The following is a 15,529-nucleotide window of genomic DNA, read 5'->3' as shown; positions in this document are numbered from 1 at the left end:
CGTCCGATGACAGATCAGCCCCCGCTGCTCCACGCCAGCGGCATCTCCAAGTTTTTTCCCGGTGCGGTGGCGCTCGATGAGGTGGAGCTCAAGCTCTACCCCGGCGAGGTGCACGCGCTGCTGGGTGAGAACGGAGCGGGCAAATCCACCCTCATCAAGTGCCTCACCGGTGCCTACCGCCGTGACGGCGGGGTGATCCGGCTGGCAGGCGCGGAGGTGGACCCGAAAAGCACCGCCGACGCGCAGGATCTGGGCATCGGCACCGTCTACCAGGAGGTCAACCTCCTGCCCAATCTCACCGTGGCCGAAAATCTCTTCATGGGCCGCCAGCCCACCCGGTTCGGTCTGGTGAACCGCCGCGCAATGAACCGGGCGGCGGCGGAGGTGCTCGAAGGCTACGGCCTCCAGATCGACCCCGGCGAACCGCTTACGCGCTACTCCGTCGCCGTGCAGCAGGTCATCGCCATCGCCCGTGCTGTCGCCATGTCGGGCAAGGTGCTCATCCTCGACGAGCCCACCGCCTCCCTCGACCGTGATGAGGTTGAGCTGCTTTTCGGCGTGATCCGTCAGTTGAAGGAACGCGGCCTCGCAATTGTTTTCATTACGCATTTCCTGGATCAAGTCTTCGAAATATCTGACCGCGCCACCGTGCTCCGCAATGGCCGCGTGGTGGGTGAGCGCCTGCTCGCCGAAGTCTCCCAGCACGACATCATCACCCTCATGCTCGGTCGCCAGCTCGAAGCCCGCGTGTCAGAAAAGAAGGGCGGCACGCCGGGCGAGCTGCTCCTTCAGGTCAACGATCTGGCAAAGCGCGGCATGATCGAACCCTTCTCCCTCGACCTGCACAGGGGCGAAGTGGTCGGCCTCGCCGGGCTTCTCGGCTCGGGCCGGACCGAAAGCGCCAGCCTCCTCTTCGGGGCCGTTCAGGCCGACCAGGGCAAGCTCCTGCTGGAGGGCCGCGAAACCCGCATCACCAACCCGCGCGAGGCCATCGCCCACCGCTTTGCCCTCTGCCCGGAAGATCGCAAGACAGATGGCATCGTGGGCGATCTCTCGGTGCGCGACAACATCATCCTCGCGCTTCAGGCCCGCCAGGGCTGGATGCGCCCGATCCCCCGCGCCAAGGTGAATGAAATCGCTGAACACTATGTAAAGGCTCTCGATATTCGCCTCGCCAGCCTGGACATGCCAATCCGCCTGCTCTCCGGCGGCAACCAGCAAAAGGCGCTGCTTGCGCGCTGGCTGGCGACCGAACCCGAATTCCTGATCCTCGACGAGCCCACGCGCGGCATCGACGTGGGCGCCCATGCCGAGATCATCGCCCTTATCGAAACCCTGCGCGAAAACGGCATGGCCCTGCTCGTCGCCTCCTCGGAACTGGAGGAATTGGTGGCCTATTCCACCCGCGTCGTCGTCCTGCGCGACCGGCGGCAAGTGAAGGAACTCTCCGGCGACGAGATCACCGCCGACAATATCGTCGCCGCCATCGCCGATGAAGAGAGGGGGGCTGCCTGATGTCCGCCACAACCCCCTCCCTGCTCAAGCGGATCACCCCGCAGCTTATCATCCTCGCGGTGGTTCTGGGCCTCAACGTGCTGGTCTTCCCCGACTTTTTCGACGTGTCCTTCCGCAATGGCCGGATCTTCGGCAACCTCGTCGATGTATTCAACCGGGGCGCCCCTGTCGCGCTCCTCTGCATCGGCATGACGCTGGTCATCGCGACCAAGGGCATCGACCTTTCGGTCGGCGCAGTCATGGCCATCGCCGGGGCCACAGCCGCCAGCCTCGTCACCGAGGGCCATGGCTGGGGCACCGCGCTCATCGGCGCGCTGGCGACGGGCCTGCTTTGCGGCCTCTGGAACGGGGTGCTCGTCGCCGTCTTGCGCATCCAGCCCATCGTCGCCACGCTGGTGCTGATGGTCGCCGGGCGGGGCATCGCCCAGCTCATCACCGAGGGCACCATCCTCACCTTCAACAACGAAGGCCTCATCCGCCTCGGCGCGGGCACTGTGCTGGGCATTCCCACGCCCATCGTCATCTGGCTCGCCCTCGGCACGCTCGCCACACTCGCCGTGCGCCGCACCGCGCTCGGCATGCTGATCGAGGCGATCGGCGTCAACGAGGCGAGTTCTCGCCTCGCGGGCATCAACTCCCGCGTCCTGCTGATCTGCGTCTACCTCGCCTCCGGCCTCTGCGCCGCGCTTGCCGGGGTCATCGTCGCGGCCGACATCAAGGGGGCGGATGCCAACAACGCCGGCCTCTGGCTGGAACTGGACGCCATCCTCGCCGTGGTCATCGGCGGCAACTCCCTGCTCGGCGGGCGGTTTTCCATCGTCGCCTCGCTCATCGGGGCGCTCATCATCCAGTCGGTCAACTCGGTGATCCTGCTTTCGGGCATGCCGCCCGAGTTCAACCTCGTCATCAAGGCGCTGCTCATCCTGGCGATCCTGGTGATCCAGTCGCCCAAGATCGGCCACCTCATCTACATGCTCCGCGCCTCCGGCCCTGAGAGCCTGCCAGAGCGGCCCAAACCCGCGCCCAGCAAAGCACCCGGGGACAGCACCTCATGATCCGCTCCACCCACCTTCCACTCATGGTCACGCTCGCAACCTTCGTGCTGGCCTATGCGCTCTGCGCCGCGCAATACCCGGCCATGCTCTCCACCCGCGTCGTGGCCAACCTTCTGACAGACAACGCCTTTCTTGGTATCGTCGCGGTGGGGATGACCTTCGTGATCCTCTCTGGCGGCATCGACCTCTCGGTGGGCTCCGTCATTGCCTTCACCGGTGTCTTCCTCGCGGTGGTCCTGCGCGACACCTCCATGCACCCGCTCACCGCCTTTGCCCTCGTTCTGGCCATCACTACGGGCTTCGGCGCGGCCATGGGGGCCACCATCCACTACCTCGAAATGCCGCCCTTCATCGTCACCCTGGCGGGCATGTTCCTCGCCCGCGGTGCGGCCTATGTCCTCAGCACCGATAGCGTGCCCATCACCCACGAGTTCTACGATACGCTTCAGGATATCTACTGGAAGGCCCCGGGCGGCGGGCGCTTCCGGCTGATCGGCGGGCTGATGATCCTCACCTTCATCGCGGGCGCGCTCATCGCCCACCGCACCCGCTTCGGCCAAAACGTCTACGGCCTCGGTGGTGGGGCGCAGACCGCGCGGCTGATGGGCGTGCCTCTGGCCTCCACCACCGTCGGCATCTACGCCATCTCCGGCGGGCTCGCCGGGCTCTCCGGCATCGTCTTCTCGCTCTACACCTCCGCCGGCTACTCCCTCGCCACCGTGGGCGTCGAGCTTGATGCCATCGCCGCCGTCGTCATCGGCGGCACGCTCCTTTCCGGCGGATACGGCTTCGTCGCCGGCACCTTCTTCGGCATCCTCATCATGGGGCTGATCCAGACCTACATCGTCTTTGACGGGACACTTTCGAGCTGGTGGACTAAGATCGTCATCGGCGCTTTGCTCTTCGCATTCATCCTGCTTCAGAAAGGCCTCACTTGGGCGACGACAACCCGACGAAAAAGAGCGACTGGCTCCGCTCAGCCATCATGACGATTGTCGCTTCGGGCTCGCCCTCCGCGCGGGCCTCGAACCATACCCATTTTGTCGTCGACCAACTGGGGCGCTCCATCGTGGCCGGCGAGTATCCGGCCGACACGATGATCCCGCTCGATCCGGACCTTTGCGAGATGTTCGACGTGAGCCGCACCGTGGTGCGTGAGGCCAAGAAAACCCTCGCGGCCAAGGGCATGATCGCCTCCAAGGCCAAGGTCGGCACCCATGTGCGCCCTTCTGACGAGTGGAACATGTTCGACGAGGACGTGCTGCGATGGCACACCTCAGTCAAGAATCCGGGCCGCTTCTACGACGAGCTCTTCGAGATTCGCCTCATCTTCGAGCCCGCCGCCGCCGCCTCCGCCGCACGCCGCGCCAACGAGGTAGAATGTGATCGCCTCTACGCGCTATGCGACGCGCTCGCCGGGGCGACCAGCCGGGCCGATTTTGCCGTGGCCGACTACGAGTTCCACCACCACGTGCTCAAGCTTTCGGGCAACCGCTTCCTGCAATCCCTGGGCGACATGGTGCAAACCGCGCTCTATTCCCTCTTCCTCATCGAGGCCAACGAGCAGTTCAAGGAGGTTAAGGCCGAGGTGGCGCAAAACCACCGTGATATCGCCCGCGCCATTGCCTCCGGCGTGCCGGAGGCGGCACATAAGGCGATGCTCAAGGTCATTACCGAGGGCCACGCCCGCACCCGCGCCACCGTGTGAGCCGGGCTTCATACGTCCAACCAAAGCGCCAGAGGCAGCCGCCAGATGAAAGAAATCTTCGACCTCCGGGTTCCCTTCTTCCGTCCCCTCTGGCGCCGCGTGCTGGTCACGGCACTCACCTTTGCCTGGGCCGGGGTCGAGATGGCCAGTGGGGCAACGGGATGGGCCATCGCCTTCGCCGCCGCCGGGGCCTGGTGCGCCTACCAGTTCTTCGTGGTGTGGACCGACCCGCCCGACGAAGAGTGACGCCGCGCACCTCGCTTAACGCCGCCTTGCCGGACCGTGCCCGTGGGTTTACCGCGCCGCCGCCTCAGCTTTCGCATTTCGCACATGCATGGGATGTGCATCGGATGTGCATAGGTTGTGCCCCCTCGCTTTTTCCGCCGGTTTCGCGTTTTGCAAAAGGGTTGCGCCACCGCACGCCATGGGTCTGATAAAAGTCTTCGATCTCCTCTGCAGAGTGCTTTCGGCGGTCGTCCCGGCGGGAGAGGATGGTCAGGATCGGGGTCACGTCGGCCTCCATGTGTTGCGTTTTTGAAAAGATAACGCCATCCTAACCGCGGAGAATTGCCCAATACCGGAGCCGATTTTTCATATATGCAAAATTGGGAGGATCTCCGGCTTTTCTACCATGTCGCCGACTCCGGCGGTCTTTCCGCTGCCGCGCGCGAAACCGGCGCAAGCCCGGCCACCCTCGGACGCCGGATGCTGGCGCTGGAGGAGGCGCTTGGGCTGCAACTCTTCGTAAGGTCTAGAAATGGCTACGAAATTACGCCGGAAGGGCAGGGGCTTCTGGCCCGGGTAAAGCCCATGGCCGCCGCTTCGCGCGCGCTTGACCAATGGTTGGATGCCGCTGGGAACCGCCCTGCCGTCCGAATCTCCGCCGGCACTGCCACGGCAGCCTTCATGGCCGACCATTTCACCGACCTGTGGCGCCCCGAAGACCCGTTTCGCATCACGTTCTGCACCACAGAATCCCGGCTCGACATTGCCCACCGCGAGGTTGAAATCGGCATTCGCAATGCTGCTCCCGAAAGTGGCAACCTCGCCTCCAAGCCCCTGGAAACCCTGCGTTTTGCGCCGTTCCGGGCGCGCCACATGGCCGATCCGGGGGCGGCGGGCTGGGTGGCTGTCGATGAGGCCAACGCCCGCCATCCCGCCGCGCGCTGGGTGCTGCGCCAGCCGGTCCAGGTGGTGGCCTGGGCCTCCTCCGTCGCCACCATGCATGATCTCGTGCGCGGCTGCGCCGGCATCGGTGTCATGCCCTGTTTCGTCGGTGACGCCGACCCGAGGCTCACGCGCGCCGGGCCGCTGATCGACGAATTAACCGAGCGGCAACACCTTGTGACCCACAATGATGATCGTCACCGCCCCGAGATCCGCGAGGTCTGCCGCCGCATCTCAGCCCTATTCGCCGCCCATGCGCCCCTCCTCGCGGGCGCCCGTCCGCTCGGGCTGGCGGGGGAGGCCGCGCCGGAGTAGGGTCGCGCCATGACCATGCTGGATGAAACGATCACGCTTCTGGGTGAGCTGGTGGCCTGTCCCACCGTCTCGTCAGACAGCAACCTTGCCTGCATTGCGGCCCTCGCCGAACGGCTGGAGGATGCCGGTGCGCGAGTCGAGGTGATGTCGGATGAGAGTGGCGATAAAGCCAATCTTTACGCCACGATAGGCCTCGACGTTGAAGGGGGTATCCTGCTCTCCGGCCATTCCGACGTGGTGCCCACCGAAGGCCAGGACTGGACCGCCGATCCCTTCACGCTCACCCCGCGCGATGGCCGCCTCTACGGGCGCGGCACCTGTGACATGAAAGGCTTCATCGCGGCCTGTGTCGCTATGGCCCCTCAGCTTGCCGCGCAGGTCAAATCCCGCCCGCTCCACTTCGCCTTCACCTATGATGAGGAGGTCGGCTGCCTTGGGGCCAAGTCCTTGGCCGAGCAGCTGAAAACCCGCGAGGTGCTGCCCTCCGTCGCCATCATCGGCGAGCCCACCTCCATGCGCGTCGTCGAAGGCCACAAGGGCTGCTGCGAATACACCACCCGCTTCCGTGGCCGCTCCGGCCACGGCTCCGATCCGGGTGCTGGCGTCAACGCGGTGGAGTACGCGGCCCGCTATATCGCCCGACTGATGGAGCTGCGCGAGGCGCTGAAGGCCCGCACTCCGCCCGAAAGCCGCTTCGAGCCGCCCTGGACGACCATCAATACCGGGGCGCTCGTGGGTGGGTTTGCCCATAATGTCATCCCCGCCGAAGCGGAGGTGCAGTGGGAAATGCGTCCCGTGGCAGATGTCGATGCCAGCTTCGTGCGCGGCGAATTGGAAAGTTATATCAACGAGATACTCCTGCCGGAAATGCAAGCGGTGGCCCCCGAAGCAGCAATCACCACCGAAACCATTGGCGATACCCCGGGGCTTCTGCCGATGACCGAAGGCGAAGCGGCAGCCCTGGCCTGTGCGCTTACCGGGTCCAATGGTGGCGCGCTGGTGCCCTTCAACACCGAGGCCGGGGTGTTTCAGCAGCTCGGGATCGACGTGGTGATCTGTGGGCCGGGTTCCGTCGAACAGGCGCACAAGCCGGACGAATTTCTCGAGGTTTCCCAGCTGTCTCAGTGCCTTGCCATGCTGGAGCGTCTCGGCACACGGCTCTGAGCTATTCGGCGGCAGGCCGCAGCCCCAGCGCCGCCAGAACTTCATCGGTATGCTCGCCAAGGCCCGGTGCTCCGCGCCCGTGGCCCGGCCCGTCATGGGCAAAGCGGAAGCCCGCGTTCAGAATCTCGGCTCTACCATCACCAACGGGCACATCAATAAACAACTCGCGCCCCTGAAGCTGCTCCAGGTCCAAGGCTTCCACCGTTGAGCGCACCTTGCCCGCAGGCACCCCCGCCGCAGCCAGTTTCGCTTCCAGCTCATCTGATTTTTCAGCAGCAAAGTAAGGGCTTAGCGCCTCCTGCAAGGCGGTGTCGTTCTGCATGCGCGCGTCCGGCGTGGCGAAGCGGTCATCCTCCAGAAGGGCCTCGCAGCCCAGGGACGCCATCAGCCGTTCCACCTGCACCTGCTGCACCGCCCCTATGGTAATCTGGCCATCGGCGCAGGCGAATGTATCGGCCGTGGGCGCGCCGGAAAAGCCGCGGTTGCCGCTCCGTATGGGAGGCGTGCCATTGATCAGCATCGCCCCGATGACCGAACTCATCATCACCATTGTTGCATCCAGCATCGACACGTCGATCACCTGGCCCTTGCCCTCCGGATCGGCGCGCTTTTGCGTCACGGCGGCGAGGATCGCGAAGGCGGTCAGCAGGGCGCAGTAGGTATCAACGATGGGGAAGCCCACGCGCAGCGGCTTCTCATTGCCGGGGCTTCCCGTCAGGGTCATCAGCCCCGAGACAGACTGGATCACCTGGTCAATCGCGGGGAAGTCGCGCATCGGCCCGGCTTGCCCGAAGCCCGAGACGGAACAGCAGATCAGCCCCGGGTTGGCCTCCAGAAGTGCGGCGCTGCCCAGGCCCAGCCGTTCGGCGACACTGGGCCTGAAGTTTTCCACAAAAACATCGGATTGCGCGATGATCGCCTGCGCCGCGACGCGGCCTTCATCGGTTTTTAAGTCGAGGATGACAGACTTCTTCCCGGCATTCGCGCCGATGAATGGCTCGGCCATGCCGCGCCGCTCCGGGTCGCGGGTGTAATAGCGCATCGCGTCGCCTTGCGGTGGCTCTACCTTGATCACCTCCGCGCCCAGCAGGCAGAGAAATTGCGTTGCCAGCGGTCCGGCAATGACATGGCTGAAATCGGCAATACGCAGCCCGGCCAGCGGTTGTGCCACAAAGTCCTCCATCCCGGGGCCGCCGGCGATCTGCCCGCGGTCATATAGTTCACTTTAGAAACTAAGTGCGGGTTTCGGTCAAGCCGGTTGCTGTTCCAGATGCGCGATCAGGCGCCATGTGAGATCGAAATATGTCTTACGCTCTTGTGCGGAGAGAGGGGCGAGGAGCTGATCCTGAAGCGCAATGATATCCGGCATGACGGCGTCGAACAGGCGCTGGCCTTTCGTTGTCAGGTGCACGGCATTGTAGCGTCGGTCGCCCGCACCCTTGCGGCGTTCGATCAATCCGGTGGTCTCCATCTCGTTGACCAGCTTCGTGAGCGCCGACTTCTTGAGCACCACGGCTCCGGCCAGATCCTTTTGCGATACGCCGGGGTTGAGGCCGATCAGGCTGAGTAGGGCAATCCCGCCGGAGGGCACATCATGCTCCTCGAACACACGTGAGTTGTGGCCGCGCAGGTGCGCCCGCAGCGCCCGACTCGCAAAAGAGAGGTCTCGCGCAAGTGGCCCAAGCGTCAATTCGGCGGGGGGAAGGGTTTCAGTCTTGCTGTCCATGCGCGCCTTCTTCTCTCTCGGTTGGCTGGTGGCCGCCACAATGCCCGCCAAATTCAACAGTTGACAAGGATAGTCAGATAGTTTCCAAAGTGAACTAAATCGCCACGGAGGGAATGTGGGCGCGAGGCAGGAGCTAACGAAGGCCTTTGAGGGCCGTGCCGAAGCGGTTGAGGCGAACGGCCCGCCGTTGGTCGGGCTCTTCGGTGACGGCTGCCCCGAGGCACTGGTGGCCGGGGCCGGCGGGCGCGCCGTTGATGTAAAGGCCGCCCCGCTGCAGGATGTGCCCGAGGTAAGTGCCGTCGCCCGCGTGGTGGAGCCCTTCATGGATGGGTTCGCCCGTCGATTTCTGCATCGCTTCGCCGCAGGGGCCTTCAGCCGTTTCGCCGCCATCCTGTTCTGCCGCGATGACGTGGCAGCCCTCGCGGCTTATCAATACGCGCTTGAGCTGCGCCGACAGGGGCGGGTCGCGCCAGGGCCACGGCTGATCCTTTGGAACCTGCTGCACGGAACGTCGGACGCGCTGCACGCCTTCAACCTCTCAGAGGCCGAGAGGGCGTTGGCCGAGCTTCATGAGGTGCTCGGTGCCGTGCCCGACGCCGCGCGCACAGAGGGTGCACTGGTTCGGGAGGCCCGCAGGCAAGCGGCCTGCGCGGCTCTCGAGGAAAGCGGCCTGTCGGCCCGCGAGCGCTACGTCTTTCGGAATGCTGGGCGCTGGCTCGCCCCCGAACACCATGCGGCGCTTCTCGAAAATCTGGTGCCTAAGGGCATCGCTACACGGCGTCGTGCTGCTCTGGTCGGGGCCGCCACCGATACGCCCGCACTGGTAGGGCTATGCGACGATGTCAGATTGGGCCTCACCGATCTCACGCCCTATGGCCAGGGTTGGCCCGCCTGTCATGCCGGGCCCGGAAACCTGCCGGGTCTCTTGCGCAGTGTGTCCGAAGCCCCGCTGCACATCCGCACCAACCCTCCCGCCCGCTTCGGGGCAGCGCTCGATGCGGGGATCTCTGGCTGCGACCTCGTGATCTCTGCGGTGGACGGCAATGACGACAGCTTCGGCTGGGAGCTGCCCCGTCTGCGCCGCAGCCTTTCCGTGCCACTTGTCGATCTCGGGTTTCGTCCATTCCGGCCCGATGAAGGCTGGCTCTCCGACGCGCGCGCGCAGATTGAGGAGGCACTGACATGAGCTGTGCAAAGGCCGCAACTGCACACCAGCGAGACTGGCTGAAAGGCCTGCGTGGGCGTATCACCGCGGGCGAGCCCTTCGCCTTCGTCAATGCTGATACGCCGCATGAGCTGTTTCACTTCATGGATGTGCCGATGGTTACCAATCAATGGTGGTCTGCGGTCATCTCGGCAAAGCAGCAGGCCCCTTATTATTTTGACTTCATGGAGCAAGAGGGGTTTCACGCCCATTTGCCAAAGTACTCCTCCCTGGGCCTGATCGCGCAGATCGAGGGCGATGCTGCGCGTCAGCCCTGGGGTGGCCTGCCTGCGCCTGCGCTGCTCTGTGCCCGCGCCTCCTCCGACGAGCATCCGCGCATCTTTCAGCGCTGGGCGGAGGAGACCGGCGCACCGCTTCATGTCATCTCTGCCCCTGCCGTTCCCGACCCCGCGCCAGAGTGGTGGGCCCATGCGCGTAAAGACTGGGAGGCGCTTTACGGCACCGCCCGGCTTGATCTCGTGGTGGCCGAGATGCGCGACCTGATCACTGCCTTGGAGGCTCTCGCAGGGCGGGCGTTCGACGAGGCCGCCTTCGCCGCTTACATGGCAGCCATCGACCGGCAGGAAAGAATCCTCGAAGAGGTGAGTGGAATGATCGCCGCTGCGCCGCAGGTGCCCATGGGCATCGGCGAGCAGATGCCCAACGTGATGATTCCGCAGTGGCATCGCGGCTCGGACTGGGCGATCGCCCACGCTGAGAGGTTCCGCGATGAGGTTGCAGACCGGATCGCAAGCGGGGAATCGGTTTGCGAAAACGAGCGCATCCGAATGATGTGGATCGGTGCCGGCCTCTGGTTCGATACCGATTTCTACCGTGCTTTCGAAGCAAGCCACGGCGCCGTCTTCGCCTGGTCGATGTATCTGCCTTTCGCCGCCGATGGCTACATCCGGGCCTGCCATGGCGACCCGCTCCGCGCTCTGGCCGCTCGTGTCTCGGCAATGAACGAACAGCTTCATCAGCCGCCATGGGTCAATGCATGGCTGGTGCGCGAAGCCCGGCGGGCCCGGATCGACGTGGCCCTGATGCTGATCCCCGAACATGATCGGTTCTCGGGGTACGGCTCGCTTTTTGCCAAGCAGGCCCTTGAAGAGGCGGGCGTGACGGTCATCGAAATCTGGTCAGATATGGTGGACCCGCGCGCATGGGATCGCGCGTCGGTCGAAGCGCAGGTGAAAAAGGCGCTCGACGAAATATGAGACGGATTGACTTAGTTCATTAAGTGAACCAACTTGAACTCAACAGGGCTGGCGAGGGGAGTCGTCGGCCCGCGAAGGGAGGAAGCCCATGCGGGCACTTGAGGGGCTCAAGATAGCCGATTTCAGCTGGGTGGGCGCCGGTCCGCGGGCGACAAAAGAATTGGCCGACAATGGCGCACTGGTGGTGAAAGTCGAAAGCGCGAAGCGGTTGGACCTCGGGCGCAAGTCTCCGCCCTTCGCGAAAGGCGAGCGTGGCAACCCAGATGCCTCGGCCTTCTTCGCCCAAACCAACACCTCCAAGAAAAGTGTTACCATCAACCTCGCGGACCCTCAGGGGCAGGCGCTGGCAAAAAAACTTGTCGGCTGGGCGGACGTTGTGGTGGAGAACTTCGGCCCCGGATACATGGAGCGCATCGGCTTAGGCTGGGCCGAGCTCTGCAAGGTGAACCCGGGTGTCATCCTCGCGTCGGTCTCCGTTGCGGGGCGCACCGGGCCGATGGCTGGCTTTCGCGGCTACGGCAACTCGGCGGCAGCCCACTCGGGCCACGCCGACATGACGGGCTGGCCCGGCTCCGAGCCCCATATGCCGCCCTTCGCCTATGGCGATGTCGTGGCCCCGATGTTCCTCACCGTGGCCATCCTGGCGGCCCTCGAGGCGCGCGAGCGCACGGGGCAGGGGAGCTGGGTTGAAGTCAGCCAGATCGAGCCGATGGCCCATGTCATCGCCGATCTCTTCGCCGAGATGCCCGCGGAAAAACCCGGCAACGCGGACCCGTTGATGGACCCCCACGGTGTGTTTCCCTGTGCAGGCGAGGATGCCTGGATCGCCATTGCCTGCGAGGACGAAACGCAACGCGCAGCCTTGAAGGGCATGCTGGGCGAGGGCGAGTTGGCGGAGTTAACGGCAGATCACGACGCCTTTGAGCTGGCCGAAAGGCTCGCCGCCGCGGGCGTTTCGGCGTCCCCTGTGCGCGACGGCAAGGCGCTCTCCGAACACCCCGCGCTTCGCGCAGCGGGGCATTTCGTGGCGGTGGACCACCCCGTGCTGGGCCCGTCCGCCATGCCCGCGCCGCCAATGGAGATGGAGGCCACGCCGCACGCCGTTGGCCCCGCGCCGTGCCTTGGCGCGAACAATACGGAGGTTTTCGAGGGTTACCTTGGAATGGACCGGGCCGAGATTGACCGTTTGGCGGCGAATGGGGTGATCGCATGAGCCAGCTTGCCGGCATTCGGGTCGTCGTGCTGGCCGACAGGCTGGTGGACCTGGGCGCGAAGATGCTGTCCGAACTCGGCGCAGAGGTGGTTGTGTCGGAGGCAGGGGATGGCCTCTCGCCTGCACGCACAGCGGCCTGGAGGGCGGAATTACGCCACGCCGACAAACCCTTGGCAGAGCTCTTGTCAGAGGCTGACATCCTGCTCGACGACCGGCGTCGCACAACGCAGCGACCGGAGGTCGAGGCCCTGGCCGGCTCCAACCCGGCCCTGGTGCATGTCGTCGCCACGGGCTTTCCCTTGGGTGACCCACGCCCGGTGACGGACCTCACGCTGATGGCCGAGAGCGGCCTCATGCACGTCACCGGTACTCCGGATGCGCCCCCGTTGCGGTTGCCGGGTGAGCAGGCCTATGCGCTCACCGGCATCCAGGTGGCCACTGCCGCCCTGATGGGTCTCGCCGCGCGCCGACGTATTGGCCGGGGCCAGCGCATCGTGGTTTCCGCTTTGCAGGCCGCCGCCTGCGCCAATTACCGCGAGGCGGTGATGTTTGACTGGACGGGTCGGATCGGGCGTCGGCAGGGCAACATGCTGGTGCGCGGCACATCCGGCGTGCGGCAGGTCTGGCCCTGTGCTGATGGCTACGTCACCTGGTCGATGATCGACAACCCGGGCATGATGCGCGCCGTCGTCGCCCAGATGGAAGCAGAGGGTGTGGCCGGTGAACTCTCTGATATCGAATGGGAAGACATTCTCGTCGCCGAGACGGAGCAGGCCACGATCGACAGGTGGCAAGCCATCGTGGCGGCCTTCTTTGCGCGGCACACCCGGGCCGAGCTGGGACAGTGGTCCCTGACGCAGGGTTGGGGCCTCTCCACCATCATGACCCTGCCGGAGGTCCGCGAAAGCGCGCATTTGAAGGCGCGTGGCTTCTTCCGCAATGGGTTGCCCGGCCCGCTGTTTCAAACCCATCCTCCCGAGGTGGCCTCATGACCAGTGCCCTTGACGGCCTCCGAGTGCTCGATTTCTCCCGTCTATTGCCGGGCCCCTATTGCACGTGGCTCATGGCCGACCAGGGGGCCGAGGTGATCCGGGTGGAAAACCCGCGCGAGCTTGCCAAGCAGGCCAAGGTCTTCGGCTGGGAAAAGCTCGGGCCAGAAGAGATGGCCCGTCAGCGCGGTCGCGACATGCTCGCGCGCGGCAAGAAATCCATCATGCTCGATATCGGTGACGAAACGGCTCAAGGGGTGCTGCGGCAACTTGCGGCCACCTGTGACATCATCGTTGAAGATTACCGCCCCGGTGTGCTGGCAGGCCTGGGCTTGGGCTACACTGACATGGCCGCTGAAAACCCGGCGCTGGTCTACCTCAGCCTCACCCTTACAGGCGCGCAAGGGCCTCTCGCGGGCAAGCCGGGGCATGACCCGGTGGCGCTCGCACTGTCGGGGGTACTCTCCCGCTGCGGCGAAGACCCGGACGCACCCGGCCTGCCGGGCATCCCGGCGGCCGATATCGCGACCGGCGCTCACGCCGCCTTCGCTGCGCTGGCCGCCTGGCATGCGGCAAGGGCCACGGGGCAGGGGCGGCATGTGGATGTGGCAATGGCCGACTGCTCCATGACAATGCTTGCGAACATCCTGTCGCGCCATGAAAACCCCGCCGATGCGCCGCCGCGCGGCACCCGCAGGGCCGACTTGGGCCTGTGGCAGTGCGCCGACGGCAAATGGCTCTGCACCACAGATATGGAACCGCGGTATTGGGCGACGTTCTGCACGGTGATGGGTGTCCCTCAGTTCACATCGGCGCAGCTTGATGCGGCCCGCCGTAACGAGATCCGCAGCACGCTCGCCGGGCTGTTTGCCACGCAGCCGCGGGCGCATTGGCTAACGCTCTTCGAAGAGGCGGGCACGCAGTTTGCGCCGGTCAACGACGTGTCTGAAGCGCTGGCCGAGCCGCACTTCCGGGCACGCCGCATGGTGGTGGAGGTTGAAGCACCCGGTGGCGCACTCACCCAGCTCGGCCCGCCCGTGCGCCTCGGCGGCGAGCCCGCACCGGCACCCGCGCGCCTGCCGGGCACCGATACGGAGGCCGTGCTGGGACGCCTCGGGCTTGGCCCAGATGACATCCAAGCGCTCACCCGCGCCCCGACCCAAATGCACGCGACCGCGCAGCCAAGCCCGGCACAGCAGACGTCCTGACATCAAAGGGAGGAACCTCATGAAACTTGTCAGACCCCTCACACTTCTCGCCGCCGGCTTTGCCGCGCTTCCCGCGATGGCGGCAGATTTCACGCTGACCTATGCCTCGCCCTACACCGAGGCCCACCCCTACGGGGCTGCCGATGCCGAGTGGATCGCCCGCATTGCCGAGCAGACGGACGGGCGGCTGGAGATCACGCCTTACTGGGGTCGCTCCCTCATCACCTCGCGCGAAGGTGTCGACGAATTGGCCGCAGGTGTCGCTGACATGGCCTATATCGCCCCGATCTATGCGCGCTCCGGCTACGACATGAACCGTCTCACGCCCGGCATGTTCTATGGATACACAGAGCCAAAGAATGTGCTCGACGTCTATATGAAGCTCTGGGAAGACTATCCCGTCTTCGCAGAAGAACTCGAGGGCGTGAAGGTTCTGGGCTACAACGTGGGCACCCCCATGCACCTGCTCCTTCGCGAAATGCCGGTCGAGAGCCTTGAAGACCTGAAAGGCCTTCGCATCCGTTCAGCCGTTGATTTTATCGGCCCGTTGGCCGCCTACGGTGCCGAGGGCGTTACCATGCCGATGACCGAAACCTACCCTGCGCTCGAAAAGGGCGTGGTCGACGGGGTGATCGCCCCCTATGAGGCGTTGAAGTCTCTCTCCTTCGCCGAGGTGGTGGGCTATTACTCCGAGCTGCCCCACAGCCGCGGGGCCTACCCGAGCCGCGCCATCAACCAGGCCGCCTGGGACAGGCTGCCGGAAGATATTCAGCAGGTGCTCATGGACAATGTCGAATGGCTCTCCATGCGCACGCTGGAACTGGCTCAGGAAGCCGAGGCTGCGGGCCGCGCATATGGCGAGGAAAAGGGCGTCGTCTTCAACGAGGTGTCCGAGGACGCCAGGGCGGAGTATGCCACGTCTTTCGCACCGGCGATGAAAGAGGTGGCTGAGGAACTCGATGGCATGGGCAAGCCCGGCACAGAGGTTCTGGACGCCATTCGTGCCGCCCATGGCGACACGATGTAAGATCCTCTCTTCCGGCGGGGG

The 15,529-nt window shown here is 65.1% G+C and carries 15 protein-coding genes; 13 read left to right on the top strand and 2 right to left on the bottom strand.

The features are described from left to right. Nucleotides 1–6 precede the first annotated feature (6 nt). From DYI42_RS04260 to argE, 7 genes are all read left to right on the top strand, one after another. Nucleotides 7–1,515 carry a sugar ABC transporter ATP-binding protein gene (locus tag DYI42_RS04260; protein ID WP_213544682.1) on the top strand — a complete coding sequence of 503 codons (1,509 nt, stop codon included), beginning with the start codon at nucleotides 7–9 and terminating at the stop codon, nucleotides 1,513–1,515. After that, on the top strand, nucleotides 1,515–2,570 hold the full coding sequence (locus DYI42_RS04255) for an ABC transporter permease (protein ID WP_213544681.1): 1,056 nt from the start codon (nucleotides 1,515–1,517) through the stop codon (nucleotides 2,568–2,570). Before DYI42_RS04260 ends, DYI42_RS04255 begins: the two co-directional genes overlap by 1 nt. Beyond that, nucleotides 2,567–3,559, top strand: coding sequence for a galactofuranose ABC transporter, permease protein YjfF (gene yjfF / locus DYI42_RS04250; protein ID WP_213544680.1), 993 nt, complete (start codon nucleotides 2,567–2,569; stop codon nucleotides 3,557–3,559). The genes DYI42_RS04255 and yjfF overlap by 4 nt, the downstream gene beginning before the upstream one ends. Further along, the gene (locus DYI42_RS04245; protein WP_213544679.1) at nucleotides 3,556–4,278 is read left to right on the top strand and encodes a FadR/GntR family transcriptional regulator; all 723 of its coding nucleotides are present in this window, start codon (nucleotides 3,556–3,558) and stop codon (nucleotides 4,276–4,278) included. Before yjfF ends, DYI42_RS04245 begins: the two co-directional genes overlap by 4 nt. Nucleotides 4,279–4,323: 45 nt before the next feature. After that, nucleotides 4,324–4,524, top strand: coding sequence for a hypothetical protein (locus DYI42_RS04240; RefSeq protein WP_213544678.1), 201 nt, complete (start codon nucleotides 4,324–4,326; stop codon nucleotides 4,522–4,524). Between the two features lie 351 nt (nucleotides 4,525–4,875). After that, entirely contained in the window at nucleotides 4,876–5,760 is an 885-nt protein-coding gene (locus DYI42_RS04235; RefSeq protein ID WP_213544677.1) for a LysR family transcriptional regulator, read from the top strand. A 9-nt stretch (nucleotides 5,761–5,769) separates the two neighbouring features. Then, nucleotides 5,770–6,924 (top strand): acetylornithine deacetylase, encoded by a 1,155-nt coding sequence (argE, locus tag DYI42_RS04230; RefSeq protein WP_244867529.1) that lies wholly within the window; start codon nucleotides 5,770–5,772, stop codon nucleotides 6,922–6,924. A 1-nt stretch (nucleotide 6,925) separates the two neighbouring features. Here the strand turns inward: argE and DYI42_RS04225 are convergent, their stop codons facing one another. Next, nucleotides 6,926–8,095, bottom strand: coding sequence for a CaiB/BaiF CoA transferase family protein (locus tag DYI42_RS04225; RefSeq protein WP_213544676.1), 1,170 nt, complete (start codon nucleotides 8,093–8,095; stop codon nucleotides 6,926–6,928). 78 nt (nucleotides 8,096–8,173) lie between these two features. Next, entirely contained in the window at nucleotides 8,174–8,701 is a 528-nt protein-coding gene (locus tag DYI42_RS04220; RefSeq protein ID WP_213544675.1) for a MarR family winged helix-turn-helix transcriptional regulator, read from the bottom strand. 64 nt (nucleotides 8,702–8,765) lie between these two features. Here DYI42_RS04220 and DYI42_RS04215 point away from each other — a divergent pair, with 64 nt between their 5' ends. The 6 genes from DYI42_RS04215 (at nucleotide 8,766) to DYI42_RS04190 (ending at nucleotide 15,508) form a co-directional block, all read left to right on the top strand. Then, on the top strand, nucleotides 8,766–9,836 hold the full coding sequence (locus DYI42_RS04215) for a hypothetical protein (RefSeq protein WP_213544674.1): 1,071 nt from the start codon (nucleotides 8,766–8,768) through the stop codon (nucleotides 9,834–9,836). Beyond that, on the top strand, nucleotides 9,833–11,071 hold the full coding sequence (locus tag DYI42_RS04210; protein WP_213544673.1) for a 2-hydroxyacyl-CoA dehydratase family protein: 1,239 nt from the start codon (nucleotides 9,833–9,835) through the stop codon (nucleotides 11,069–11,071). Before DYI42_RS04215 ends, DYI42_RS04210 begins: the two co-directional genes overlap by 4 nt. An 88-nt stretch (nucleotides 11,072–11,159) precedes the next feature. After that, a complete protein-coding gene (locus tag DYI42_RS04205) occupies nucleotides 11,160–12,284 on the top strand; it encodes a CaiB/BaiF CoA transferase family protein (RefSeq protein WP_213544672.1) in 1,125 nt (374 codons plus the stop codon). Next, nucleotides 12,281–13,276, top strand: coding sequence for a CoA transferase (locus tag DYI42_RS04200; RefSeq protein ID WP_213544671.1), 996 nt, complete (start codon nucleotides 12,281–12,283; stop codon nucleotides 13,274–13,276). The genes DYI42_RS04205 and DYI42_RS04200 overlap by 4 nt, the downstream gene beginning before the upstream one ends. Continuing rightward, on the top strand, nucleotides 13,273–14,481 hold the full coding sequence (locus tag DYI42_RS04195; RefSeq protein WP_213544670.1) for a CaiB/BaiF CoA transferase family protein: 1,209 nt from the start codon (nucleotides 13,273–13,275) through the stop codon (nucleotides 14,479–14,481). Before DYI42_RS04200 ends, DYI42_RS04195 begins: the two co-directional genes overlap by 4 nt. 19 nt (nucleotides 14,482–14,500) lie before the next feature. After that, complete coding sequence (locus tag DYI42_RS04190) at nucleotides 14,501–15,508, top strand: TRAP transporter substrate-binding protein (protein ID WP_213544669.1); 1,008 nt, start codon at nucleotides 14,501–14,503, stop codon at nucleotides 15,506–15,508. Nucleotides 15,509–15,529: the final 21 nt, after the last annotated feature.

It is taken from the genome of Vannielia litorea, assembly GCF_018424695.1.
Classification (GTDB): domain Bacteria; phylum Pseudomonadota; class Alphaproteobacteria; order Rhodobacterales; family Rhodobacteraceae; genus Vannielia; species Vannielia litorea_A.
The sequence above is the reverse complement of the archived record's forward strand: the minus strand, read 5'-3'. Positions and strand labels throughout refer to the sequence as shown.

Bases quoted from the DNA above. Each gene is read 5' to 3' on its own strand.
- DYI42_RS04200 (WP_213544671.1), top strand. From the start codon at position 12,281: ATGAGCCAGCTTGCCGGCATTCGGGTCGTCGTGCTGGCCGACAGGCTG.
- DYI42_RS04190 (WP_213544669.1), top strand. From the start codon at position 14,501: ATGAAACTTGTCAGACCCCTCACACTTCTCGCCGCCGGCTTTGCCGCG.
- DYI42_RS04210 (WP_213544673.1), top strand. From the start codon at position 9,833: ATGAGCTGTGCAAAGGCCGCAACTGCACACCAGCGAGACTGGCTGAAA.
- DYI42_RS04245 (WP_213544679.1), top strand. From the start codon at position 3,556: ATGACGATTGTCGCTTCGGGCTCGCCCTCCGCGCGGGCCTCGAACCAT.
- DYI42_RS04205 (WP_213544672.1), top strand. From the start codon at position 11,160: ATGCGGGCACTTGAGGGGCTCAAGATAGCCGATTTCAGCTGGGTGGGC.
- DYI42_RS04260 (WP_213544682.1), top strand. From the start codon at position 7: ATGACAGATCAGCCCCCGCTGCTCCACGCCAGCGGCATCTCCAAGTTT.
- yjfF (WP_213544680.1), top strand. From the start codon at position 2,567: ATGATCCGCTCCACCCACCTTCCACTCATGGTCACGCTCGCAACCTTC.
- DYI42_RS04255 (WP_213544681.1), top strand. From the start codon at position 1,515: ATGTCCGCCACAACCCCCTCCCTGCTCAAGCGGATCACCCCGCAGCTT.
- DYI42_RS04235 (WP_213544677.1), top strand. From the start codon at position 4,876: ATGCAAAATTGGGAGGATCTCCGGCTTTTCTACCATGTCGCCGACTCC.
- DYI42_RS04240 (WP_213544678.1), top strand. From the start codon at position 4,324: ATGAAAGAAATCTTCGACCTCCGGGTTCCCTTCTTCCGTCCCCTCTGG.
- argE (WP_244867529.1), top strand. From the start codon at position 5,770: ATGACCATGCTGGATGAAACGATCACGCTTCTGGGTGAGCTGGTGGCC.
- DYI42_RS04195 (WP_213544670.1), top strand. From the start codon at position 13,273: ATGACCAGTGCCCTTGACGGCCTCCGAGTGCTCGATTTCTCCCGTCTA.